The organism is Mycobacterium basiliense, assembly GCF_900292015.1.
GTDB classification, from domain to species: domain Bacteria; phylum Actinomycetota; class Actinomycetes; order Mycobacteriales; family Mycobacteriaceae; genus Mycobacterium; species Mycobacterium basiliense.
This window is the reverse complement of record NZ_LR130759.1, coordinates 3,837,141-3,861,278: the sequence shown is the minus strand read 5'-3', so window position 1 is coordinate 3,861,278 and position 24,138 is coordinate 3,837,141. Positions and strand designations below refer to the sequence as shown.

Below are 24,138 nucleotides of genomic sequence, written 5' to 3'. Positions count from 1 at the left end.
GATGGGCGAGTTCGGTTCGGGCGCAGTGTCGTTGGCCGGGATCGTGCTCGCCGGAGGGGAATCTCGGCGGATGGGCCGAGACAAGGCCACCCTGCAGCTCCCCGGCGGCACCACCACGCTGGTCGAGCACGTGCTCGACATCGTCGGGCAGCGCTGCGAGCCGGTTTTTGTGATGGCCGCACCCGGGCAACCGCTACCCCCGCTGCAGGTGTCCGTGCTGCGCGACGAGGTGCGCGGGCTGGGACCGTTGCCGGCGACGGGGCATGGCTTGCGTGCCGCGGCCGCCGCGGGCGCTAGGTTTGCGTTCGTTTGTGCCGTGGACATGCCTTTGCTGACTGCTGAATTGATCGATAATCTGCTGCGACGTGCCGTCGAGACCAACGCCGAGGTGGTGTTGCCCTGGGACGGCCGCAGCCATTACCTGGCCGCGGTTTACCGGACGGATCTGGCCGACCGGGTTGATGCCTTGGTGGCCGCGGGTGAGCGCAAGATGAGCGCTTTTGTGGACGCTTCGGATGCCCAACGAATCGTGTTGCCGGATTCCGTCCCGCTGTCCAACATCAACACGGCTGCTGATCTACCGGCCCCGGCGCGGCCCGGTCGCTGACGGTTGCCGGGCCCGACGGCCCGCCAAGAGATGTCCAACCGATTTGACTTGAGTGCCATCCTGAATTCGGTTCGGCTAAATTGTCAATTAACACTGCGAATAGTAATTTTCGTCCACTTGATAATGAAAACGTTATTGGCTGTGGGCGTGGCCGCTATTCGTTGTCTGCATCGACCCCATTCGAATACGGTCCTCGGGTTGCGTTGGGGCACCGTATCCTCTTGGTACCGAGAGTATTTGGAGCTCGAAGCGGCCCGCGCTGCCAAGCGTCGTCGAGCGACGCGCTCCGCATTCGAACGAAGTCCACGATGTGAATATTGCAGCAAATGCTGATGGGCGGCCGAGTGTGCTCGCCGGGCTAGCGCTGTGCCGCGCGGCTAGGGCGATTGCACGACCGTGCCCGATGCACCCGCCATCCCGGTTGGCTCGCGGATTGTACTGGTGTAGAACAAGCTTGGGCTGACGTGCGGATTGCCTTACGGGGAAACGTGTTCGTTGTGGTCGGTTGGCGAACATCCTTGTGGTGCTTGATGTTCCGATGAGTTGCTCGCGGCTGTGGAATGCAGTCGTGACATCGAGGTCGCGACAACTATGACTCAGGTCATGGTGGCTATTTCGTGATATCAAGGGCCGCTGCGCCGGGGTACGGCAAACTCGTGTCACAGCTCACAATATGTGCGTGATTCGGCTCACGAAGCGCCCGTTGTGGATAACTTCTGGATGCAGCTAGGAACGGACGGCTGACCTGCAAGGACCATTCCGGAATCCCGCTGTGATTCGCTCGTTATTGAACTGAAATATCGGTTCGGCCGAGATGACGAATCCAAATCGTTATCGTACGGTCCTCTTAGCCCCAATCGGGCGTAGTAAAACAATTGAATCCACGGACTCGCGTGTGAGCGGAGCCGCGGACTGTGCTGGATGACCGGCCGCCGCGGCAGCCGGGGTAGTGCCCCGTTGGGCAGCTCAACGCCCTCCGCTGTCGTGCCGGAACGAGACGGCACGTTCCAAAGCAGCAATTCCACCTGGACATGGCAACCAACCCGCATCTGCGGGCTGGGTGGCTTTGGCGCGCGCGCACCGCGAAAGGAACAACGTTGAAGAACGTCCGCAAGACGCTCATCGTCGCCGCGATCACGGGGACGCTGGTGACGGTGTCGTCCACCGGTACCGCCTACGCCGATGAGGGCCTGGACCCGAACACGGCACCCGGTCCCGACCCGGTGAACTTTGACCCGAACGTGCCTCCGGCCCCGGACGCCCTCGCTCCGCCCGCTCCGGAGGACGCGCCGCCGGCCCCGGAAATTGTGGATTTTGACCCGAACCTGCCCCCGCCGCCGGCTCCCGACGACGTGCCGCCCCCGCCCGCGCCCGTGGGTTTCCTGCCTCCGGCGCCGGACGTTCCGCCTCCACCGCCGGCCCCTGAGGCCTACAGCGTGAATTGGGACGCGATCGCGCAGTGCGAGTCCGGTGGCAACTGGTCGATCAACACCGGCAACGGCTACTCCGGTGGCCTGCAGTTCACCTCCGGCACCTGGCACGCCAACGGTGGTTCCGGATCGGCGGCCAGCGCCAGCCGTGAGGAACAGATTCGGGTGGCCGAGAACGTGCTGCGTTCCCAGGGGATCGGTGCATGGCCGGTCTGCGGCCGACGCGGCTGATCAACATCCGGCGGTAAACCGTCCGTATTCGAGGTCGTATCGGGGTCGTATGGGAGCTGCGCCACGGTACGCGTAGCGTCTGGCCGATGAACGCAACGTCGCGTGAATTCGACCTCATCCTGTACGGGGCCACCGGCTTCGTCGGCAAGCTGACCGCCGAGTACCTGGCCCGAGTCGCCGGAGACGCGCGCATCGCATTGGCCGGCAGGTCAACCGAGCGATTGCTGGCCGTCCGCCAGACCTTGGGCGCGGCCGCACAGTCTTGGCCGGTGGTGGCCGCGGACGCAGCATCGCCGGCCACGCTCAACGACATGGCTGCCCGAGCGCGGGTGGTGGTCACCACGGTCGGGCCCTACCTGCGCTACGGACTGCCGCTGGTGGCCGCGTGCGCCGCCGCCGGGACCGACTACGCCGACCTAACCGGCGAGCCACCGTTCGTCCGGGAAAGCATCGACCTGCACCACAAGCAGGCGGCCGACACCGGCGCCCGCATCGTGCATGCCTGTGGCTTCGACTCGATCCCCTCGGATCTGACGGTTTATGCCCTGCACCGGTCGGTGCGCGAGGACGGTGCGGGTGAGCTCGGCCGGACTGACCTGGTGGTCCGGTCCTTCGCTGGCGGGCTTTCCGGCGGCACTATCGCGTCAATGCTGGAAATTCTGCGGGCCGTCTCCGCCGACCCCGACCTTCGTCGCCAATTCGCCGACCCGTACACGCTGAGCACCGACCGTGCTGCCGAGCCCGAACTAGGGTCGCAACCCGATCTGCCTTGGTGTCGCGGCGATCGACTCGCTCCCGAGCTGCACGGTCTGTGGACCGCCGGCTTCATGATGGCACCGACCAACACCAGGATCGTGCGACGCAGCAACGCGCTGTTGGACTGGGCGTACGGCAGGCGCTTTCAGTACAGCGAACACCTCAGCCTGGGGTCGTCGATCGCAGCTCCGGCGGCGTCCGCCATCGTCAGCGGCGTCGGGACGCTGCTGACCGGGTTGGGCGGACGCTACTTTCGCTTCCTGCCGCGACGATTGGTCGAGCGCGTTGTGCCCAAACCCGGCAGTGGCCCGAGTGCGCGGACCCGCGAGCGCGGTTACTACCGAATCGAGACGTACACCACCACAGCCTCCGGTGCCCGCTACCGCGCGCGCATGGAGCAGGACGGCGATCCCGGCTACAAGGCAACCTCGGTGTTGTTGGGGGAGTGTGGCCTGGCTCTGGCGTTTGACCGCGACGAGCTCTCGGACCTGCGTGGTGTGCTGACCCCCGCGGCCGCGATGGGGGACGCATTGTTGAGCCGATTCTCGGCCGCCGGAGTGTCACTGCAGACCGAGCGGCTGACCTGAACCATTCTGCGACAACAGCTTTCGGCGGTGGTAACTGGCCTTTCGATCGAGCGCACATGGGTCTAATGTCGTAAGGGACTTGCCTCTTCATCTCAGCAACGCTGAAAGGTGGCATCGATGGCTTGTCTGGACGATCTGTACGCTCAGATTCCCACCGCGGAAATCGCACGCCGGCTCGACGCCGCGGAAAGCGAAGTCGACAGCGCGGTTCGCACCCTGGTGCCGGTGCTGGTCAGCGGACTGCACCAGGGCTCGCAAAATCCCGAGCACGCCAGCAAAATCGAGTCCGCGGCCAGCAGCCACGCGGCCCGCGGGCTGCTCGACGCGGGTGGGGGCTTGGACCAGCACTTAGCCATGGCCGAGCAGGCCGATGGGCATCAGACGGTCACGACGTTTTTCGGCGGTAATGACGTTGACCAGGTCGCGTCGGCGTTGTCCAACGGCGGCGCGGGTAACAGTGAACTGCTCAAGAAGCTGCTGCCGATCGTGCTTCCGATCGTGTTGGCGTACATCGGAAATCAGCTGAGCGCCGGTGGGGCCGGGGAGGGCGCGCAGCAGCGGACGGACGCACCCCCGGCCGGTGGCTTGGGTGAAATCTTGGGCAGCATCCTCGGCGGCGGCGACAAGTCCCTGGGCAGCATCCTCGGTGCCGTGCTGGGAGGCAAGGGCGGCACGTTGGGCGACATCCTCGGCGGTTTGTTGGGCGGCAAGAACTAGCGCAGCGACACGCGGGCAGCACGCGTGGTTTCGATCGCGCTACGAAGCCGATCCAAGATGAGTAGTGAAAGGGGAACTGCGATGTCGGACACACTGACCGAAGGACAGCAGCTGCTACGGGGGGAGTCGCTGGTTTCCAGCAACGGGGCCTACACACTGACCCTGCAAGAAGACGGCAATCTTGTGCTAGCTTCCCGTGGCACGCCGGTGTGGGCCACCGGGACCGACGGCCAGGATGTGGTGCGAGCCGAAGTGCAGCGCGACGGCAATTTCGTCGTATATGCGGCGGAAAAACCGGTCTGGCACACCGACACCAAGGGCAAGAAGAACGTCCGGCTGGTGCTGCAAGACGACCGCAATCTGGTGCTCTATGCCGCGGACGGGCCGGCCTGGTCGACACGCACCGAAACCGACGCTCCGCCGCCCGAGCCCGTCGCCACCACGGAAACTGATGCCTCGGAGTCGGCCCGGCCCGTTGCGGAAGCGGTGGCGGAACCGGCTGCCCAAGCCGTCGCCCAGACAGAGCCCGAAGCTGCCCCACGGACGTACACTGTCGTCGCCGGCGACACCTTGTGGGCCATTGCGGAGCGTTTCTATGGTGACGGCAGCAAGTACCGGGTGATCGCCGATGCGAGCGGCATCGCCAATGCCGACCTGATCCATCCCGGCGAAGTGCTCACCATCCCCTAGCCATCCCCCTAATCGGCGTTCACCTGTGGTTTTGGGCCCTTACACGCCCATCTGCGGCGGTTCCTAGAATTGACCGGTGACCGCCAGCCCTCGCCCTACCGCCGACCAGCTGCCCAAGTCGTGGGATCCGGCTGCGATGGAGGACGCGATCTATCAGAGGTGGGTGGACGCCGGCTACTTCGTTGCGGACCCGACCAGCACCAAGCCCGCCTATTCGATCGTGCTGCCGCCGCCGAACGTGACCGGCAGCCTGCACATGGGCCACGCGCTCGAGCACACCATGATGGACGCCCTGACCCGGCGCAAGCGGATGCAGGGTTACCAGGTGCTCTGGCAGCCGGGCATGGACCACGCCGGTATCGCCACCCAAAGCGTGGTGGAAAAACAGCTGTCGGTGGACGGCAAGACCAAAGAGGATTTCGGCCGGGAGCTGTTCGTCGACAAGGTTTGGGACTGGAAGCGTGAGTCCGGTGGTGCGATCGGTGGCCAAATGCGCCGCCTCGGCGACGGGGTGGATTGGAGTCGCGACCGGTTCACCATGGACGAAGGTCTTTCGCGAGCGGTGCGGACGATCTTCAAGAGGCTCTACGATGCCGGGCTGATCTATCAGGCCGAGCGGCTGGTCAACTGGTCACCAATATTGGAGACGGCGATCTCCGACCTCGAGGTCAACTACCTCGAGGTGGAGGGGGAGTTGGTGTCGTTCCGGTACGGCTCGCTGGATGACGCCCAACCGCACATCGTGGTGGCCACCACTCGGGTGGAGACGATGTTGGGTGATACCGCGATCGCGGTCCACCCTGACGACCAGCGCTATCGCCACCTGGTTGGCACCACCCTGGCCCACCCGTTTGTGGACCGGCAGCTCATCATCGTCGCCGACGAGCACGTGGACCCCGAATTCGGCACGGGCGCAGTCAAAGTCACACCGGCTCACGACCCAAACGACTTCGAGATCGGGATGCGTCACCAGCTACCCATGCCGTCGATCCTGGACACCAAGGGTCGGATCGTTGACACCGGAACGCAGTTCGACGGTATGGATCGTTTCGCGGCGCGGGTCGCGGTGCGCGAGGCGCTGGCCGCCCAGGGCCGCGTTGTCGAGGAGAAACGGCCATATCTGCACAGCGTCGGACATTCAGAGCGCAGCGGGGAACCGATTGAGCCACGACTGTCGCTGCAATGGTGGGTCCAAGTCGAATCGCTGGCCAAAGCCGCCGGTGATGCGGTGCGCAACGGTGACACCGTGATTCACCCCGCCAGCTTGGAGCCGCGCTGGTTCGCCTGGGTCGACGACATGCACGACTGGTGCATCTCAAGACAGTTGTGGTGGGGTCACCGCATCCCAATTTGGTACGGGCCCAACGGCGAACGAATATGTATCGGTCCAGACGAGGCGCCCCCAGAGGGCTGGGAGCAGGATCCCGACGTGCTGGATACCTGGTTCTCTTCGGCACTGTGGCCGTTTTCCACCCTGGGCTGGCCCACGCGCACTCCGGAGCTGGAGAAGTTCTATCCCACCAGCGTGTTGGTCACCGGCTATGACATCTTGTTTTTCTGGGTAGCCAGGATGATGATGTTCGGCACCTTCGTGGGCGGCGACGACGTCATTACTCTGGACGGCAGCCGCGGTCCCCAGGTGCCGTTCACCGACGTGTTCCTGCACGGGCTGATTCGTGACGAGTTCGGTCGCAAGATGAGTAAGTCGAAGGGCAACGTCATCGACCCGCTGGACTGGATCGACCAATTCGGCGCCGACGCGTTGCGTTTCACTCTGGCTCGCGGCGCCAGTCCGGGGGGCGACTTGGCCGTGGGCGAGGATGCCGTTCGTGCGTCGCGCAACTTCGGCACCAAACTATTCAACGCGACCCGGTACGCATTGCTCAACGGCGCCGCCTTGGCGCCCTTGCCCGCACTCGCCGAGATGACCGACGCTGACCGCTGGATTCTGGGGCGGCTGGAAGAGGTTAGGGCCGAGGTGGATTCGGCCTTCGACAGCTATGAATTCAGCCGGGCCTGTGAGGCGCTGTATCACTTCGCGTGGGACGAATTCTGTGACTGGTATGTCGAATTGGCCAAAGTCCAGCTCGGCGAGGGGCTTTCGCACACCACCGCGGTGCTGGCTACGGCTTTGGACACGTTGTTGCGGTTGCTGCATCCGGTGATTCCGTTTATCACCGAGGCGCTGTGGCAGGCGATGACCGGCCAGGAGTCGCTGGTCATCGCCGACTGGCCGGAGCCCTCTGGTATCGCTTTGGACTCCATTTCCGCCCAGCGGATCAGCGATATGCAGAGGCTGGTGACCGAGGTCCGGCGATTCCGCAGCGATCAGGGCCTGGCTGACCGGCAAAAGGTGCCGGCGCGGTTGGCCGGGGTGACCCAATCCGACCTGAACACCCAGGTGGCTGCCGTGACGTCGCTGGCGTGGCTCACCGAGCCCGGTGACGATTTCGAGGCGTCGGTCTCGCTGGAGGTCCGGCTCGGTCCCAATTCGGACCGGATGGTGGTCGTCGAACTTGACACTTCGGGAACCATCGATGTGGCCGCCGAGCGCCGTCGTCTCGAAAAAGATTTGGCCACAGCGCAAAAGGAATTGGAATCGACCGGCGCCAAGTTGGCCAACGCGGACTTTCTGGCCAAGGCGCCGGAGGCCGTTGTCGGCAAGATCCGTGATCGTCAACGCCTTGCGCAAGAGGAGACCGACCGGATCGCGGCCAGGCTGGCTGCGCTGCAATGAGTTTCGAGTCACAGGAATTCCCTGAGCTAGGCCAGGATCGCGAAGCCGGTCCCACGCCGGACGAGATCGCCTCCCTGCTACAGGTCGAGCACCTGTTGGACCAACGCTGGCCGGAAACCCGCATCGAACCGAGCCTGACCCGGATCAGCGCGTTGATGGATCTGCTCGGTTCACCCCAACTCGGCTATCCGTCGATCCACATCGCCGGCACCAACGGCAAGACCTCGGTGGCGCGGATGGTCGATGCGCTGGTCACCGCCCTATATCAGCGCACCGGCAGGACCACCAGCCCCCATCTGCAATCGGTGGTGGAACGTATCTCGATCGACGGAAAGCCGATCAGCCCGGCTCGCTACGTGGCGACCTACCGCGAAATCGAGCCGTTTGTGCACATGATCGACCGGCAGTCGCAAGAGGCCGGTGGACCGGCCATGAGCAAGTTCGAGGTACTCACGGCCATGGCGTTCGCGGCGTTTGCGGACGCGCCCGTCGACGTCGCCGTGGTCGAGGTGGGGCTGGGTGGCCGGTGGGACGCCACCAACGTGATCAACGCTGCGGTGACGGTGATTACCCCGATCAGTGTTGACCACGTCGACTACCTCGGCCACGACATCGCGGCGATCGCCGGGGAGAAGGCCGGCATCATCCACCAGGCCGCCGATGGTTCACCCGACACCGTCGTTGTCATTGGGCGGCAGGTGCCGGAGGCCATGGAGGTGGTGCTGGCCCAAGCGGTGCGCGCCGAAGCCGCGGTGGCCCGGGAGGATTCGGAATTCGCGGTGGTGGGGCGGCAGGTGGCGGTTGGCGGGCAACTGCTGCAACTGCAGGGCCTCGGCGGGGTGTACTCCGACGTCTACCTGCCATTGCACGGTGAGCACCAGGCACACAACGCCGCGGTGGCCTTGGCCGCGGTCGAAGCGTTTTTCGGCGCGGGTGCGCGGCGTCAGCTCGATCTTGAGGCGGTCCGGGCGGGTTTTGCCGCCGTCACCAGTCCCGGCCGGTTGGAGCGCTTACGCAGCGCCCCGGCGGTGTTTGCCGATGCCGCGCACAATCCCGCCGGGGCCAGTGCGCTGGCGCACTCGCTATCCACTGAATTCGATTTCCGCACTCTGATTGGCGTGGTCAGCGTGATGGCCGATAAGGACGTGGACGGAATTTTGGCTGCGTTGGAGCCGGTGTTCGACTCCGTGGTGGTGACCCACAATGGGTCACCGCGCGCACTGGATGTGGAGGCGCTGGCCTTGGCGGCCCAGCAGCGCTTCGGTCCGGATCGGGTGATCACCGCCGCGAACCTGCAAGATGCGATCGACGCGGCAACCGCGCTGGTCGATGACGCGGCCGCCGATTCGGAAGCGCAGGGGGTTTCGTTTTCCGGAACTGGGATCGTCATCACCGGCTCGGTGGTTACCGCCGGGGCCGCCCGGACGCTGTTTGGTCGTGATCCGCAATGACGGAGCGACCCCAGCGGCCGGCCGACCCCGGCGATCCGGCGCCGCGGGCTGACCCGTGGAAGAGCTTCGGCGCGGTGATGGCCGCGACATTGCTGCTCGAGTCGATTGTGGTGTTGTTGGCGATACCGGTCGTGGGGGCGGTGGGCGGCGGCCTGAACCCGGTGGCGCTGGGTTACCTCGTCGGTTTGACCGCGCTGCTGGTTTTGCTGGCCGGACTGCAACGCAGATCGTGGGCGATCTGGGTGAACCTTGGCGTGCAGCTGGTCCTCGTCGCCGGTTTCTGGGTGTACCCCGGCATCGGCTTCATCGGAATCTTGTTTGCCCTGGTGTGGGGGCTGATCGCGTATTTCCGCGCCGAGGTGCGCCGGCGGGAGCGACAGGGACTGCCGCCGCCACCTTGATCCGGGCCGGGCGCCGCTGCCATCCGTTCACTGGGCGCACTGTGGGCGCGCTATGTCTCACTGAGGCATCCAGGTTTGGGGCGGCCTGTTGGGCCATCTACTGTTAGCCCCCGTGAGCGAACGGACCCTCGTACTGATCAAGCCCGACGGTGTGCAGCGCCAACTTGTCGGCGAGATCATCAGCCGCATCGAGCGCAAGGGCCTCACCATCGTGGCCCTGGAGCTCAGAAACGTCAGTGAGGAGGTGGCCAGCCGTCACTACGCCGAACACGAAGGCAAGCCATTCTTCGGATCGTTGTTAGAGTTCATTACTTCCGGACCGGTCGTGGCGGCCGTCGTGGCGGGTCCCCGGGCGATTGCCGCGTTTCGTCAGCTCGCCGGTGGCACCGACCCGGTCGACAAGGCCACGCCCGGCACCATCCGAGGTGACTTCGGCCTGGAGACCCAGTTCAACCTGGTGCACGGCTCGGACTCCGCCGAATCGGCGCAGCGCGAAATCGCGCTGTGGTTTCCCGCCGTTTAGCACCTGGGCGCGGGTCGGCGCCATGGTTTCGGGACGCCCGGCTCAGGAGAACGTGAGCTCGCCCAGCGATATGGGATACTGACTCCGGGTGAACGTCGCCGGACCGGCGTCGAACACCCGGATGAAGACTTAGACAAGCGCGACGATCGTTATCACGCGATGCGGCGCGGCATGTCAAGCCGTCATTCGGCACGGCGCCGAGTGGGTTCGTTGTGGGCCGCTCGGAGCAAGACCATTACAAGCGCGGGAGAAGTGACCCGGGCACATAGCGAAGCCCTCGCGTGGCCGCGTTCCACAGGACGCGCCCGGGGGCTTGAGGAGAATACGTGGAAGACGATGTCGCATCTTCAGACGCAGGAAATGAGCAGATACAGCGTGCGGAACTGCCGGACCGACTAAGAGTCCATTCCCTGGCGCGAACGCTGGGAACGAGCAGCAGGCGGGTGCTGGACGCGCTGAACGCACTCGATGGGCGGATCCGCAGCGCGCACTCCAGCGTGGACCGCGTCGATGCGGTGCGGGTGCGTGATCTGCTGGCCGAACAGTCAGCGGAACAAAGCGCCGCTCCCGCGCAGGCGGCCGCCGATCCCGCCGATGAACCAGCGGCTCCCGGCGAACCCGAGTCTCGCCTGATCCTGGAAACCCAGGAGACGGTGCAGATAGTTGAGACCCGGGCGGAGCGGCCCCACTATATGCCGCTGTTCGTGGCGCCTCAGCCGCTCCCCGCGACGGCAGATCAGGACGACGAAGCCGCCGATGACGACGGTGCCGACGACTCCGACGGTGAGGACGACGAAGAGCAGACCGACCGGCCGGCCGGCCGGCGGCGTCGCCGGGGCCGTCGCGGCCGTGGCCGGGGACGCGGTGAGCAAGGCGGATCGGATGGTCAGGGCCAGGGCGGTGAGGACGGTGACGAGCCCGACCAAAAGGGCGCCCGAGGCTCCGGCAGCGCCGATGACACCGGCGGCTCCGACTCCCAAGACCCCCAAGACCCCCAAGACTCCGAAGACTCTGAAGACGGTGACGATGACAGCGCTTCCGCGGAGGGCGGCAACCGCCGGCGCCGGCGGCGTCGGCGGCGCAAGTCGGGCTCCGGTGACGACAACGACGACAGTCCGGCGCCCGACGATCCGCCCAACACCGTCGTGCATGAACGTGCGCCCCGCTCCGGCGGCAAGTCCGGCAACTCGAACGCTGCCGGTAGCAACGAGATCAAGGGAATAGACGGCTCGACCCGGCTGGAAGCCAAGCGGCAGCGCCGCAGGGACGGGCGCGATGCGGGGCGGCGCCGCCCGCCGGTATTGAGTGAGGCCGAATTCCTGGCTCGCCGCGAGGCAGTTGAGCGGGTGATGGTGGTGCGTGACCGGGTGCGCACCGAGCCGCCGCACCCGGGCGCCCGATACACCCAGATCGCGGTGCTCGAAGACGGGATTGTCGTCGAGCATTTCGTGACTTCGGCCGCCTCGGCATCGTTGGTGGGCAACATCTATCTCGGAATCGTGCAAAATGTCCTGCCGTCGATGGAGGCGGCGTTCGTCGACATCGGTCGTGGTCGCAACGGTGTGCTCTACGCGGGCGAGGTCAATTGGGACGCCGCGGGTCTGGGCGGGGCCGACCGGAAAATCGAGCAGGCGCTCAAACCGGGTGACTACGTGGTCGTCCAGGTCAGCAAGGACCCGGTGGGCCACAAGGGAGCACGGCTGACCACCCAGGTGTCGCTGGCCGGCCGTTACCTGGTGTATGTGCCCGGCGCGTCGTCAACTGGTATCAGCCGCAAGCTGCCCGACACCGAACGCCAGCGACTCAAAGAGATCCTGCGTGAGGTGGTGCCCTCCGACGCGGGTGTCATCATCCGCACCGCATCCGAAGGCGTCAAGGCCGACGACATCCGCGCCGATGTGGCCCGGCTTCAGGAGCGCTGGGGCCAGATCGAAGCCCAGTCCGCCGAAATCAAGGGGAAGGCCGCCGGTGCCGCGGTGGCGCTCTACGAGGAGCCGGACGTGCTGGTCAAGGTCATCCGGGACCTGTTCAATGAGGATTTCACCGGGTTGGTCGTCTCCGGGGACCAGGCCTGGGCCACGATCAACGACTACGTCAATTCCGTCGCCCCCGATCTGGTTTCCAAGCTGACCAAGTACGAACCGGTCACCGGGCCGGATGGACAAACCGGCCCGGATGTCTTTGCGGTGCATCGCATCGACGAGCAACTGGTCAAAGCGATGGACCGCAAGGTGTGGTTGCCATCGGGTGGCACGTTGGTGATCGACCGAACCGAAGCGATGACGGTGATCGATGTCAACACCGGCAAGTTCACCGGGTCGGGTGGCAATCTTGAGCAGACGGTCACCAAGAACAACCTCGAGGCGGCCGAGGAGATCGTGCGCCAGCTGCGGTTGCGCGACATCGGCGGCATCGTGGTTATCGACTTCATCGACATGGTGTTGGAATCCAACCGGGACCTGGTGCTGCGCCGGCTGACCGAGGCGCTGGCCCGCGACCGCACTCGCCACCAGGTATCGGAAGTGACTTCGCTGGGTCTGGTCCAGCTGACCCGCAAGCGGCTGGGCACGGGTTTGATCGAGGCCTTCTCGACATCGTGTCCGCATTGCACCGGTCGGGGCATTCTGCTGCATGCCGACCCGGTGGACTCTGCGCCGGCGTCTGGACGCAAGTCCGAATCTGGGGGGCGCCGGAACAGGCGGTCGAAGAAGGGCCGCGCCGAGGAAACTCCGGTCGCCAAAGTCCCCACTCATGCTCCCGGCGAGCACCCGATGTTCAAAGCGATGGCCGCTGGTGCGTCCTCGGGGTCCGGTCGCGGTGACGGGGAATCCGGCGAGTCCGACGAGGAATTCACCGCCGAGATCGACGACCAGAACGCAGCGGCGTTGCCCAACGACACCGACGACACCGGCACCGACGACGAGCTCGACGACTCGGATCTGGATGACGCCGATGACGAGGACGACGACGAGGATGCCGATGACGATGACGACGCCGATGAAGACGATGAAGACGATGAAGACGACGAGGAACTCGATGACGACGCGGACCTCGATGACGACGACTTGGACGACGACCTAGAAGTCGATGATTCGGACAATTCGGCCGCCGAAGATGATGAGGACGAGACTCATCACGGTGATCGTCCCGGCGGCCCATCGGTAGCGGCCGAGGTCGCCTCGGGTTCCGGACGTCCGCGCCGGCGGGCCGCGGGCCGTCCCGCGGGTCCGCCCATACATTTGGACTGACGCCACACCGTGGGCCCAGTTTGACCCTGTAGCTGCTGGTCACGTACCCTGGATCAGTTGTCGTCAGGCCCAGGTTGTTGGGATTTGGCTGGCGACGGCGGGACTTTTGAGGTCCCCAAAACCAGACCCGCACGCGCACGTAACCGGTGATGCGTGCCCGCAAGAGTACGCACGACAACGAGTAGAGGTGCACCTACGATGGCGACCTACGCAATCGTCAAGACCGGCGGCAAGCAATACAAGGTTGCTGTTGGAGACGTGGTCAAGGTCGAGAAGCTCGAATCCGACCCCGGTGCCAAGGTGTCACTGCCCGTCGCGCTGGTCGTAGACGGCGCCACGGTGACTACCGATGCCACGGCCCTGGCCAAAGTCGCCGTAACCGGCGAGGTGCTTGAGCACGTCAAGGGCCCCAAGATCCGGATCCACAAGTTCAAGAACAAGACCGGCTACCACAAGCGCCAGGGACACCGTCAGCAGCTGACGGTGCTCAAAGTCACGGGCATCAAGTAGGGGAGGCGACAGAAATGGCACATAAGAAGGGCGCTTCCAGCTCACGCAATGGTCGCGATTCCGCCGCTCAGCGGCTCGGGGTCAAGCGATTCGGCGGCCAGGTAGTCAAGGCCGGCGAGATCCTGGTCCGTCAGCGCGGCACAAAATTTCACCCAGGCGTCAACGTGGGGCGCGGTGGAGATGACACGTTGTTCGCTAAGGCGGCCGGCGCGGTCGAGTTCGGCGTCAAGCGCGGACGCAAGACCGTCAGCATCGTCGAGGTCTAGTCGTGCGTCGAGATCGACGTTTTGCAGCTGTGCTCTCGCGCAAAGTCTGCAAAACGTAGATCTCGGCCCGGTTCGGTCCTGGAGAGGTATGTGAGGAAACCCGATGCCTCGGTTCGTCGATCGGGTAGTCATTCATGCGCGGGCCGGTTCCGGTGGCAATGGGTGTGCCTCGGTTCACCGTGAGAAATTCAAGCCGTTGGGCGGGCCCGACGGTGGCAACGGAGGGCGGGGCGGCAGCGTCGTTTTCGTGGTAGATCCGCAGGTGCATACGCTGCTCGACTTCCATTTCCGTCCGCATGTCACCGCCCCTTCCGGCAAACAGGGGATGGGCAACAACCGCGACGGCGCCGCGGGCGCCGACCTGGAAATCAAGGTTCCCGACGGCACCGTGGTGCTCGACGAAAACGGACGGCTGCTGGCCGACCTGGTCGGTACTGGTACCCGCTTTGAAGCCGCCGCCGGCGGGCGGGGCGGCTTGGGCAACGCCGCGCTAGCGTCGCGCGCCCGCAAGGCGCCCGGCTTTGCGCTTCTTGGTGAGCCGGGGCAGGCACGCGACCTCACGCTGGAACTCAAGACCGTCGCCGATGTCGGGTTGGTCGGTTTCCCCTCGGCGGGAAAATCCTCGCTAGTGTCGGTGATTTCGGCGGCGAAACCCAAGATCGCTGACTATCCATTCACCACCCTGGTTCCCAATCTCGGTGTGGTGTCGGCGGGCGAGCATTCATTCACCGTGGCCGACGTACCCGGTTTGATCCCGGGGGCATCGCAAGGTCGCGGCCTGGGGCTGGACTTCTTGCGGCACATAGAACGTTGCGCGGTGCTGGTTCATGTTGTGGACTGCGCGACCGCTGAGCCGGATCGCGACCCGATCTCTGACATCGACGCGCTGGAGGCCGAACTCGCGGCCTACCAGCCCACGCTGCAAGGCGACGCTGTGCTCGACGATCTCACCGAGCGGCCCCGTGCCGTGGTGCTCAACAAGATCGACGTTCCCGAGGCCCGCGAGCTTGCCGAATTCGTCCGTGACGAGATCGCTCAACGGGGCTGGCCGGTGTTCCTGGTGTCGACGGCAACCCGCGAAAACCTGCAACCGTTGATCTTTGGGCTGTGGCAGATGGTCTCGGAGTACAACGCCACCCGGCCGCAAGCACCGCCGCGTCGGCCGGTGATCCGTCCCGTGCCGATCGACGACAGCGGCTTCGATGTGCAGCCGGATGGCCGCGGCGGATTCGTGGTGACCGGTGCTCGGCCCGAGCGTTGGATCGGCCAAACCAACTTCGACAATGACGAGGCCGTCGGCTACCTTGCGGACCGCCTCGCGCGGTTGGGTGTTGAGGAGGAACTGCTGAGGCTAGGCGCCCAACCGGGGTGCGCGGTAACCATCGGTGAGATGACCTTCGACTGGGAGCCGCAGACTCCAGCGGGTGGCCACGTTGCAATGTCCGGTCGGGGCACCGATACGCGCCTGGAACGCAACGATCGGACTGGGGCCGCCGAGCGCAAGGCGGCCCGCCAGCAGCGACGTGACCGCGGTGACGGCGGATGACCAGCCCGCACCGGGAGGCCATCCGGACCGCACGCAGCATAGTTGTCAAGGTCGGGACGACGGCGCTGACCACACCGACGGGAGTGTTCGACGCCAGCCGCCTCGCTGAGCTCGCCGATGCGATCGAGGCGCGGATGAAGGCGGGTACCGATGTCATCATCGTTTCGTCGGGAGCGATCGCGGCGGGTATTGAACCGCTCGGATTATCGCGTCGCCCAAATGATTTGGCGACCAAACAGGCCGCGGCCAGCGTCGGTCAGGTGGCGTTGGTGAACTCGTGGAGCGCTGCTTTCGCGCGTTATGGTCGCACGGTAGGACAGGTGTTGCTGACCGCGCACGACATCGCGATGCGAGTACAACACACCAACGCCCAGCGCACCCTGGACCGGTTGCGGGCGCTGCACGCGGTGGCGATCGTCAACGAGAACGACACGGTGGCGACTAACGAAATCCGGTTCGGTGATAATGATCGACTTTCGGCGTTGGTGGCCCATCTGGTGGGCGCCGAGGCGCTGGTGTTGCTGTCGGACATCGATGGTCTCTACGATGCCGATCCCCGAAAGGTCAAGGGGGCGAGTTTCATTCCTGAGGTTGCCGGTCAGGCCGATCTGGATGGTGTGGTCGCCGGGCGAAGTAGTCACTTGGGCACCGGCGGAATGTTGTCCAAGATGTCGTCGGCGTTGCTGGCCGCCGACGCGGGGGTGCCGGTGCTGCTGGCCCCCGCTGACGGTGCCGCGACCGCGCTCACCGATGCGTCGGTGGGCACCGTGTTTGCGGCGCGGGCCCACCGCATGTCCGCCCGCCGGTTCTGGGTGCGATATGCCGCCGAGGCCGCCGGTTCGTTGACTCTTGATGCCGGTGCCGTGCGCGCGGTGGTGCGGCAACGCCGCTCGCTGTTGGCGGCCGGCATTACGGCAGTGTCCGGCAAGTTTTTTGGCGGCGATGTAGTCAACCTATGCGGGCCCGATGCGACCATTGTTGCCCGTGGCGTGGTCGCATATGACGCGACCGAGCTGGCCACCATGATGGGTCGGTCTACCTCCGATTTACCCGGCGAGCTTCGCCGGCCCGCGGTGCACGCCGACGACCTGGTTGCCGTGTAGTCTCAGCTCGCCGATGCTGGCCTGAGATATAGTGCACCCCAAACGATTTCAGACAAAGTAGCGGCCAGCTCGGCGTCGAAATCGGGCGGACTTGCCGGTAGGTTCTGCTGACAGCTTCGCTCGACCATCCAGGTCAGGGCGTTGGCCGTGGTGGTTGGAGATAGTTCGGAACGGATCGAGCCGTCGGCCTGGCCATCCTTGATGACGCGGGCCAACCGCTGGGAGATCGCGGTCAGTATCTGCCGATACGTCTGCGCGGTCGCTGGATCGTAGCCGGCCATCTCGTTGAGGGCGACCAGCACCGGTTGGTGTCGACGATAGCTGGCAATCACCGTGCGCATCGCGGTTCGGATGTCGCCGGGGTTGTGTCTGGAGGCGACGTCCCACCAGCGCTGCGCCCCGGTGGCCAATTCGCCGAAGACCTGGCCGGCCAGGCGGCGCAGTAGGTGGCCCTTGTCCTCGAAGTAGATATAGAAACTGGCCCGCGAGATGCCGGCCGCGGTCGCTAGCCGGTCCACACTGAGTTCGGTGAAGCTGGCGCCATCGAGCATGAGTCGTTCGGTGGCCTCCAGCAGGCGACGCTCCATCTGCTCGCGGCGCTGTTGGCGCTTGGTGTGGGAACTGCGGGTGATGGATGGCATTTCCGCTCCGGGCACCTCCTGTGCGTTGACAGAGTATAGCCGGATGTTCGACTGTATGACTAGACATAGTGTCTAGTCATACAGTCGGGATGGCTGTGACTGGGGTCATAGTTGATGGAGGAAGACGACGCATGACCGTGATTTCGGCAAGTACACGCCCTTACGACGCGATCGATCTGTCCTCGCGCGCGTTTTGGGACTCAACGGCCGCAGAGCGAGAACACTCGTTCGCGGTGCTGCGGAATCAGCGGCCGGTGAGTTGGCATCCGCCGGTTGAAGACGCGCTATTGCAGGATCCCGGCGACCCCGGCTATTGGGCGATCACCCGACGCTCCGACATCGTCACCGTTAGCCGCACCAACGAGGTGTTCCTATCCGGCAACGGTGTGATATTCGAAAACGTCCCCGCCGACCTGCTGGAAGCGTCGCAGTCCTTCCTGGCCATGGATCCACCGCGACACACCAAGATCCGCAAGCTGGTCAGTGCGGCGTTTACCCCCCGCCAGGTCCGTCGCATCGAAGACTCGATCAAGACGAACGCCCGGGCGATCGTCGAGGAACTCCGTGCGGCCGGTAGCGGTGTTGATTTCGTGGCCTCATGCGCCAAAGAACTGCCCGTGCGCACTCTGTCGGACATCGTCGGGATACCGGAATCCGAGCGCGAGGGGGTGGCGCACGCCGCCGACGCGTTGGTCTCCTGGGCCGACCCGGTCTACTTGGATGGCCGGAATCCACTGCAAGTCCTGCTTGAAAATCAGATGTATCTACATCAAGTCGCCCTCACCGTGGCCGCCGACCGGCGAGCAACTCCGCACGATGATCTGTTCAGCAGCCTGGTGAACGCCGAGGTGGACGGTGACCGACTCTCCGATGCCGACGTGGCGGCGTTCTTTGTGCTGCTCGCGGTGGCCGGCAACGACACCACCCGTCAGACCGCCAGCCATGCGTTAAAGGCACTCACCGACCACCCGCTTGAGAAGGATTGGCTGCTTGAGGATTTCGATCAACGAATCGGCCCTGCCGTCGAAGAGTTCATCCGGTGGGCTACCCCGGTGATGACGTTCCGACGCACGGCGGCAAAGGATTTCGAGCTGGGCGGACAGACCATTTGTTCCGGTGAGAAGGTGGTGATGTTTTATGCATCCGGAAACCGGGATCAGGCGGCATTCCAGCATCCCGACCGTCTGGATCTGAGCCGCAGTCCCAACCCTCACCTGGGCTTCGGCGGTGGCGGGGTGCACTTCTGTCTCGGCGCCCAGGTGGCGCGTACGCAGCTGCGCGCGCTGTTCGGCGAGTTGCTCCGGCAACTGCCCGATGTCCAGGCGGGTGATCCCGCCTATGTTCCCGGGAATTTTATCCACGCCATCCGCAGCATGCCCTGCACATTCTGACGGCCGCACGATCGAGGGCGGGTGGAGTCACTACGGAACCGGAGTCTGCCCCACGGTGCCGGCCGCCGGTAGCTCCCCGGCTAGCAGCGTCAACGTTTCCGAACAACCGCCATCGACCTTGACGGTGGCTAGGTGATCGCCGCGGGTGCGGCCACGGTTGAGAATCGCAATCGGGATGCCGCGCGCTGCGGCGTGGCGCACGAACCGATAGCCGGAGAACACCGTCAGCGACGAACCAGCGACCAGCAGCGCGTCGGCTTGTTCGACCATTGAATAAGACTGGGCTACAAGTGATTTAGGTACATTCTCGCCGAAGTAAACGATGTCCGGCTTGAGTATTCCGGTGCATTGTGGACAGTCGAGGTAGCGAAACGATCCGGTATCGGTGACGATGGCGTCAGCGTCGGGAGCCACCGCCGATCCACCGGCGGCCTCCGCGTCGGCGATGAATCCCGGGTTGAGCGCTTCGAGCTCGGCGGCCAAAGCGGTCCGGCTCGTGGTATACGCGCAGCTCAAGCACACTACCCGCGCGTAGGTGCCGTGCAGGTTTATCACGTTTCGGCTGCCGGCCTTCGTATGCAGCAGGTCCACGTTTTGGGTGATCACGCCGCTGACGACGCCGGAGCCCTCCAGTGCGGCCAGCGCCCGGTGGCCAGCGTTGGGCGCCGTGCTGTCCATGTTCCGCCAGCCGACATGGTTGCGCGCCCAATACCGCTGTCGAAACAGCGGATCCGAGACGAACTGGCTGATGGTCATCGGATTGCTCGGTGGTGAATCGGGTCCACGGTAGTCGGGTATTCCCGAATCGGTGGAAATCCCCGCACCCGTCAGTACCGCGATACGACGGCCGGCAAGCTCGGCGACCAGTTCGGCGGTCTCCACAGACTCGAGGGTAAGCACCAGGGCGCGTGGCAAGCCAACGACGGCGCCGATCGGGTTTCAAGCCTGCCGTTTCGGCCTTTGGCGCTCGCATGCCGATAATGGAACGACAATGGACTTCTACAACACATACAGCCAGGGATTTGTGCGCGTCGCCGGGTGCACGCACCGCGCCACCATTGGTGACCCGGCGGCCAACGTCGCGTCGGTACTGGGGCTGGTGCGCGACTGTCACGACGACGGGGTCGCGCTGGCGGTGTTTCCCGAGCTGACGTTGTCGGGCTACTCGATCGAGGACATCCTGCTGCAGGACGCTCTCCTGGACAGCGTGCAGGACGCTCTTCTCGATATCGTGACGGCGTCCACTGACCTGCTGCCGGTCGTGGTGGTGGGTGCACCATTGCGGTACCGGCACCGCATCTACAACACTGCCATTGTCGTGCATCGCGGTGCCGTATTGGGGGTTGTGCCCAAGTCCTATCTGCCGACCTATCGGGAGTTTTACGAACGCCGCCAGGTCGCAGCCGGAGACGACGAGCGGGGCACCATCCGGATCGGTGGCGCGGACGTGCCGTTCGGCGCGGATCTGCTCTTTGCCGCCTCGGACCTGCCCGGGTTCGTTTTGCACGTGGAAATCTGTGAGGACATGTTCGTCCCACTGCCGCCCAGTGCCGAAGCGGCGTTGGCGGGTGCGACAGTGCTGGCCAACCTGTCCGGCAGCCCGATCACAATCGGGCGTGCCGAAGACCGTGCGTTGCTCGCCCGCTCGGCATCGGCGCGGTGCCTGGCCGCCTATGTCTACGCCGCGGCGGGGGAGGGCGAGTCGACGACCGACCTGGCATGGGACGGCCAGACGATGATCTGGGAAAACGGGGTGCTGTTGGCGGAATCGGAGCGCTTTCCACGAGGAGAGCGGCGTTCGGTAGCCGACGTGGACACCGAATTGCTCCGATCGGAGCGGTTGCGGATGGGTACCTTTGACGACAACCGGCGCCACCACCGGGCATTGGCGGATTCGTTTCGGCGCATCGAGTTCGGGTTGGATCCGCCGGCAGGCGACATCGGGTTGCTGCGCAATGTCGAACGTTTCCCGTTCGTGCCGTCGGATGCGCAGCGGCTACAACAGGATTGTTATGAGGCCTACAACATCCAGGTGTCCGGCCTTGAGCAGCGGTTGCGGGCGCTGGCGTATCCGAAGGTGGTCATCGGCGTTTCGGGAGGCCTGGATTCAACGCACGCGCTGATCGTCGCGGCCCGCGCCATGGACCGTGAGGGCCGTCCGCGCAGCGATATTCTGGCGTTTACCCTGCCAGGCTTCGCCACCGGCGAGCGCACCAAGGGCAATGCGGTCAAACTGGCGAAGGCGCTGGGCGTCACCTTCGAGGAAATCGATATCAGGGACACGGCCTCGTTGATGCTGGACACCATCGGACATCCGTTCTCCAGCGGGGAGAAGGTCTACGACGTCACCTTTGAGAATGTCCAGGCCGGCCTGCGTACCGATTACCTCTTCCGTATCGCAAACCAGCGCGGTGGAATCGTGCTGGGGACCGGTGATTTGTCCGAGCTTGCACTGGGCTGGTCGACATACGGAGTCGGCGACCAGATGTCGCACTACAACGTCAACGCCGGTGTGCCCAAGACGCTGATTCAGCATCTGATGCGGTGGGTCATCTCAACGGGTGAGTTCGACGAGCAGGTGGGCGAGGTACTGCAGTCGGTGCTCGACACCGAGATCACTCCCGAACTCGTTCCCACCGGCGAGGAAGAGGAACTGCAGAGCAGCGAGTCAAAGGTAGGGCCGTTTGCGTTGCAGGACTTCTCGCTGTTCTACGCGTTGCGATATGGATACCGCCCAACCAAGATCGCGTTTCTGGCCTGGCACGCGTGGCGCAACCCGCGACATGGTAGCTGGCCGCCCGGCTTCCCCGAGGATAATCGCCCGTGCTATTCGCTGTCGCAGATCCGGCACTGGCTCGCGGTTTTCGTGCAGCGGTTCTATTCGTTTAGCCAGTTCAAACGCTCTGCGTTGCCCAACGGGCCCAAGGTCTCACACGGGGGTGCGTTGTCGCCGCGCGGGGATTGGCGTGCGCCATCGGACATGTCGGCGCGGATCTGGCTCGATGAGATCGAACGTAGTGTGCCGCAGGATTAGCGGGTCAGCCTTCCCTGAGTTCCCTACCCAGGTGTAGAGCTTCGCTGAAGCCGGCTCCGGTGGCGTGCACGGCGCTGCCGCTGGAGCGCTTCGAGCGCTCCGTCGGCGCCGCAATAGCGCTCGGCACCGAACGTGATCACCAGATGCGCTGGTGGTCAACTTTATTGGTTGCATTCCGGCGCTCGAGGTTATCGGCGACGGTAAACACCCGAGCGGTGGCTCTCGCGGAAATTTCTACGGCGGCCGCATGGATCAAGCCGAGTCGTCTCAGCCATCGCGCACGATCCGCGGGGTCCAACAGATCGCGGCGGGGTGTCGGCCTGGGTTCGTCCCCGAAGGTAGGTGGATCCGGCTAGCAACGGCTACGCAGGCACATCGGCTTGCTTAACGGACTTGCACTGTGATCCGAAAATCCGTTGGAAAATAATGCTTTCCGTGATCGGCGAACGCTGGTCTCGATACAGCTAATAAATCGTGGAGGCGCCAGCGTCCGGCTAGACGTGCGGGTTCATCCGGGATTGCCGTCGCTGCCGGTCTGGCCGGGGCGTCCGGACGCAGCGCCGCCTCCGCCCCCGGCGCCGGCGGCCCCAATACCTCCGGCGCCGCCGCCACCGCCGCGGCCGCCGCCACCGCCGTTCGCATTCAGATCACCGACTTGGCCCTTGCCGCCGTCGCCGGCGGTGCCACCGGTACCGCCGGTGCCCCCGTTGCCGCCGTCGGTGGCATTACCGCCGCCGCCACCCTTGCCGCCGTCACCGCCGGTACCGCCGCTGGCACCTAGCTGGGCCGCGTCGCTGCCGCCGCCCCCGTTGCCGCCGATACCGCCGGCACCGCCGGTTCCCCCGCCGACACCGGCGATGCCGGCACCGCCGTTGCCCCCGTTGCCGCCGTCACCCCCGGCGGTGGCGACATCGCCGGTTCCGCCGGTGCCTCCGTTGCCGCCGATGCCCCCGATTCCGGTGCTGCCCACGTGGCCTGGGGTGACCAGTGGACCACCGGCACCCGCGGCGCCGCCGACGCCCGCATGGCCGCCAGCACCACCGTCCCCACCGGTACCGCCGGCCAGGCCTGACCCCACACCGGTGCCACCGGCTCCACCCGCGCCACCGCCGCCACCGGAACCGCCGCTACCACCATCACCGGCCCGGCCCAAGAAGTGACTGGCCCCCGCCGGCCCCCCGGTGCCACCCGCCGATCCGGTCCCGCCGGTCCCACCGGCCGGACCGGTGTCACCCGTGGCACCATCGCCGCCAGCACCGCCGTTGCCACCGGAACCGGCGGCCCCGAACAACCCATTGGCGCCGCCGGTCCCGCCGATCCCGCCGGTCCCGCCGGTCCCGCCCGCCACGTTCACTCCGCCGACCCCGCCGGCTCCGCCGACCCCGCCGGCTCCGCCGACTCCGCCGGCGCCGCCCTGACCGAACACCAGCCCACCGGCCCCGCCGTTGCCCCCGGTGCCACCGGCCTGGCCGGGCCCGCCGACCCCACCGGCTCCGCCGGCACCGCCGTTGCCGATCAGACCGGCGGCCCCGCCGGCCCCGCCGCGCTGGCCGGCCGCGCCGGACCCGCCCGTGCCGCCGTTTGCCGATAAGCAGCCCCGCGTTGCCGCCGGCTTGCCCGGTGCCCCGTCGGCGCCGTCGCCGGTCAATCGATCCGCCGACTGACACCCGCTATTACGTGTGTTGTGAAGCCTGTAGCCACTGCCGAACTTTTCGCGTTTGCTCCGCAGAGCCGGGCAATTCTCACGGGATGCACCGATGGTGGGCGCGTCTGATTGTGGCGCAATCGGCGGTGCCCGACAGCGCTCGAACCCACGGTCAGTCTCGGGTGAAGAAGGGTATTTATGTGGGGTTTTCCATGCTGGAGTGAGGTGATCCGCGGCGCGGTGGTCGGCCGTTGGCCCGGCCTGGCAACATCGCGATTGTGATGGTTAAAACCACCGGAGTCAGCCATTGCGTGTTATCCGCCTCGGGCGCCGTGAGAAACGGGATTGGGCGGAGTGAACTTTACGTTGCTGGTTACCAGACTGGGTCTGTTCGGGCAATTCTATAATTCATAAGTCAACGAATTTTCCGGACATCAATAATTGTCTGATCGATGAATTCTGGTCGCCAGCAGAACCGGTCACATCCCGAAGAATGTCGTTAGCGAGATCCGAATTCCGCACCAGCGGGAAACCGGGATCTCCTCATCGAGCCGCCCCCAACGCCGGGCCCAAACCCGGGACAGCGCGGATTAGGCCAGCGGTAGGCGAGCGCCGCGGCCGTCC

19 protein-coding genes are annotated in these 24,138 nt (G+C 65.3%); 16 read left to right on the top strand and 3 right to left on the bottom strand.

Going from position 1 to position 24,138, the window contains the following annotated elements; translation table 11 throughout:
- The first annotated feature begins 1 nt into the window (after position 1).
- The 14 genes from mobA (at position 2) to proB (ending at position 16,803) form a co-directional block, all read left to right on the top strand.
- The gene (mobA, locus tag MB901379_RS16180; RefSeq protein WP_158019240.1) at positions 2 to 607 is read left to right on the top strand and encodes a molybdenum cofactor guanylyltransferase; all 606 of its coding nucleotides are present in this window, start codon (positions 2 to 4) and stop codon (positions 605 to 607) included.
- A 1,097-nt stretch (positions 608 to 1,704) separates the two neighbouring features.
- Positions 1,705 to 2,268: a transglycosylase family protein gene (locus tag MB901379_RS16175; RefSeq protein ID WP_158017564.1), complete on the top strand. Its 564-nt coding sequence runs from the start codon at positions 1,705 to 1,707 to the stop codon at positions 2,266 to 2,268.
- 86 nt (positions 2,269 to 2,354) lie between these two features.
- Positions 2,355 to 3,611 carry a saccharopine dehydrogenase family protein gene (locus MB901379_RS16170; protein WP_158017563.1) on the top strand — a complete coding sequence of 419 codons (1,257 nt, stop codon included), beginning with the start codon at positions 2,355 to 2,357 and terminating at the stop codon, positions 3,609 to 3,611.
- Positions 3,612 to 3,728: 117 nt separating this feature from the next.
- Positions 3,729 to 4,328: a DUF937 domain-containing protein gene (locus tag MB901379_RS16165; RefSeq protein WP_158017562.1), complete on the top strand. Its 600-nt coding sequence runs from the start codon at positions 3,729 to 3,731 to the stop codon at positions 4,326 to 4,328.
- An 81-nt stretch (positions 4,329 to 4,409) separates the two neighbouring features.
- A complete protein-coding gene (locus MB901379_RS16160) occupies positions 4,410 to 5,018 on the top strand; it encodes a LysM peptidoglycan-binding domain-containing protein (protein WP_158017561.1) in 609 nt (202 codons plus the stop codon).
- A gap of 76 nt (positions 5,019 to 5,094) precedes the next feature.
- On the top strand, positions 5,095 to 7,755 hold the full coding sequence (locus MB901379_RS16155; RefSeq protein ID WP_158017560.1) for a valine--tRNA ligase: 2,661 nt from the start codon (positions 5,095 to 5,097) through the stop codon (positions 7,753 to 7,755).
- Positions 7,752 to 9,206 carry a bifunctional tetrahydrofolate synthase/dihydrofolate synthase gene (folC, locus tag MB901379_RS16150; protein ID WP_158017559.1) on the top strand — a complete coding sequence of 485 codons (1,455 nt, stop codon included), beginning with the start codon at positions 7,752 to 7,754 and terminating at the stop codon, positions 9,204 to 9,206. The genes MB901379_RS16155 and folC overlap by 4 nt, the downstream gene beginning before the upstream one ends.
- Positions 9,203 to 9,607, top strand: a complete 405-nt coding sequence (locus MB901379_RS16145; RefSeq protein ID WP_158017558.1) for a DUF4233 domain-containing protein — start codon at positions 9,203 to 9,205, stop codon at positions 9,605 to 9,607. Before folC ends, MB901379_RS16145 begins: the two co-directional genes overlap by 4 nt.
- Positions 9,608 to 9,719: 112 nt before the next feature.
- A complete protein-coding gene (ndk, locus tag MB901379_RS16140; RefSeq protein WP_158017557.1) occupies positions 9,720 to 10,130 on the top strand; it encodes a nucleoside-diphosphate kinase in 411 nt (136 codons plus the stop codon).
- 326 nt (positions 10,131 to 10,456) lie between these two features.
- Complete coding sequence (locus tag MB901379_RS16135) at positions 10,457 to 13,378, top strand: Rne/Rng family ribonuclease (protein ID WP_158017556.1); 2,922 nt, start codon at positions 10,457 to 10,459, stop codon at positions 13,376 to 13,378.
- 198 nt (positions 13,379 to 13,576) lie between these two features.
- Positions 13,577 to 13,888: a 50S ribosomal protein L21 gene (gene rplU / locus MB901379_RS16130; RefSeq protein WP_158017555.1), complete on the top strand. Its 312-nt coding sequence runs from the start codon at positions 13,577 to 13,579 to the stop codon at positions 13,886 to 13,888.
- A gap of 14 nt (positions 13,889 to 13,902) precedes the next feature.
- Entirely contained in the window at positions 13,903 to 14,154 is a 252-nt protein-coding gene (gene rpmA, locus MB901379_RS16125) for a 50S ribosomal protein L27 (RefSeq protein WP_158017554.1), read from the top strand.
- A 103-nt stretch (positions 14,155 to 14,257) separates the two neighbouring features.
- Positions 14,258 to 15,700 (top strand): GTPase ObgE, encoded by a 1,443-nt coding sequence (gene obgE, locus MB901379_RS16120; RefSeq protein ID WP_158017553.1) that lies wholly within the window; start codon positions 14,258 to 14,260, stop codon positions 15,698 to 15,700.
- The gene (proB, locus tag MB901379_RS16115) at positions 15,697 to 16,803 is read left to right on the top strand and encodes a glutamate 5-kinase (protein ID WP_158017552.1); all 1,107 of its coding nucleotides are present in this window, start codon (positions 15,697 to 15,699) and stop codon (positions 16,801 to 16,803) included. Before obgE ends, proB begins: the two co-directional genes overlap by 4 nt.
- Before the next feature lie 2 nt (positions 16,804 to 16,805).
- Here the strand turns inward: proB and MB901379_RS16110 are convergent, their stop codons facing one another.
- Positions 16,806 to 17,444, bottom strand: coding sequence for a TetR/AcrR family transcriptional regulator (locus tag MB901379_RS16110; RefSeq protein ID WP_158017551.1), 639 nt, complete (start codon positions 17,442 to 17,444; stop codon positions 16,806 to 16,808).
- A gap of 131 nt (positions 17,445 to 17,575) precedes the next feature.
- On the opposite strand from MB901379_RS16110, the gene MB901379_RS16105 reads away from it, so the two are divergent.
- Entirely contained in the window at positions 17,576 to 18,835 is a 1,260-nt protein-coding gene (locus MB901379_RS16105) for a cytochrome P450 (protein WP_158017550.1), read from the top strand.
- A 30-nt stretch (positions 18,836 to 18,865) separates the two neighbouring features.
- Here MB901379_RS16105 and MB901379_RS16100 read toward each other — a convergent pair whose 3' ends face one another.
- Positions 18,866 to 19,717 carry an NAD-dependent protein deacetylase gene (locus tag MB901379_RS16100; RefSeq protein ID WP_408632297.1) on the bottom strand — a complete coding sequence of 284 codons (852 nt, stop codon included), beginning with the start codon at positions 19,715 to 19,717 and terminating at the stop codon, positions 18,866 to 18,868.
- 109 nt (positions 19,718 to 19,826) lie between these two features.
- On the opposite strand from MB901379_RS16100, the gene MB901379_RS16095 reads away from it, so the two are divergent.
- Positions 19,827 to 21,869 carry an NAD(+) synthase gene (locus MB901379_RS16095; protein ID WP_158017548.1) on the top strand — a complete coding sequence of 681 codons (2,043 nt, stop codon included), beginning with the start codon at positions 19,827 to 19,829 and terminating at the stop codon, positions 21,867 to 21,869.
- A 508-nt stretch (positions 21,870 to 22,377) separates the two neighbouring features.
- On the opposite strand, the gene MB901379_RS16090 is transcribed toward MB901379_RS16095, so the two are convergent.
- Positions 22,378 to 23,517, bottom strand: a complete 1,140-nt coding sequence (locus MB901379_RS16090; protein WP_269462762.1) for a hypothetical protein — start codon at positions 23,515 to 23,517, stop codon at positions 22,378 to 22,380.
- Positions 23,518 to 24,138 lie beyond the last annotated feature (621 nt).

Bases quoted from the DNA above. Each gene is read 5' to 3' on its own strand.
- MB901379_RS16110 (WP_158017551.1), bottom strand. From the start codon at position 17,444: ATGCCATCCATCACCCGCAGTTCCCACACCAAGCGCCAACAGCGCCGC.
- rplU (WP_158017555.1), top strand. From the start codon at position 13,577: ATGGCGACCTACGCAATCGTCAAGACCGGCGGCAAGCAATACAAGGTT.
- MB901379_RS16165 (WP_158017562.1), top strand. From the start codon at position 3,729: ATGGCTTGTCTGGACGATCTGTACGCTCAGATTCCCACCGCGGAAATC.
- obgE (WP_158017553.1), top strand. From the start codon at position 14,258: ATGCCTCGGTTCGTCGATCGGGTAGTCATTCATGCGCGGGCCGGTTCC.
- folC (WP_158017559.1), top strand. From the start codon at position 7,752: ATGAGTTTCGAGTCACAGGAATTCCCTGAGCTAGGCCAGGATCGCGAA.
- MB901379_RS16160 (WP_158017561.1), top strand. From the start codon at position 4,410: ATGTCGGACACACTGACCGAAGGACAGCAGCTGCTACGGGGGGAGTCG.
- MB901379_RS16095 (WP_158017548.1), top strand. From the start codon at position 19,827: ATGGACTTCTACAACACATACAGCCAGGGATTTGTGCGCGTCGCCGGG.
- rpmA (WP_158017554.1), top strand. From the start codon at position 13,903: ATGGCACATAAGAAGGGCGCTTCCAGCTCACGCAATGGTCGCGATTCC.
- MB901379_RS16170 (WP_158017563.1), top strand. From the start codon at position 2,355: ATGAACGCAACGTCGCGTGAATTCGACCTCATCCTGTACGGGGCCACC.
- MB901379_RS16145 (WP_158017558.1), top strand. From the start codon at position 9,203: ATGACGGAGCGACCCCAGCGGCCGGCCGACCCCGGCGATCCGGCGCCG.
- MB901379_RS16105 (WP_158017550.1), top strand. From the start codon at position 17,576: ATGACCGTGATTTCGGCAAGTACACGCCCTTACGACGCGATCGATCTG.
- mobA (WP_158019240.1), top strand. From the start codon at position 2: ATGGGCGAGTTCGGTTCGGGCGCAGTGTCGTTGGCCGGGATCGTGCTC.
- proB (WP_158017552.1), top strand. From the start codon at position 15,697: ATGACCAGCCCGCACCGGGAGGCCATCCGGACCGCACGCAGCATAGTT.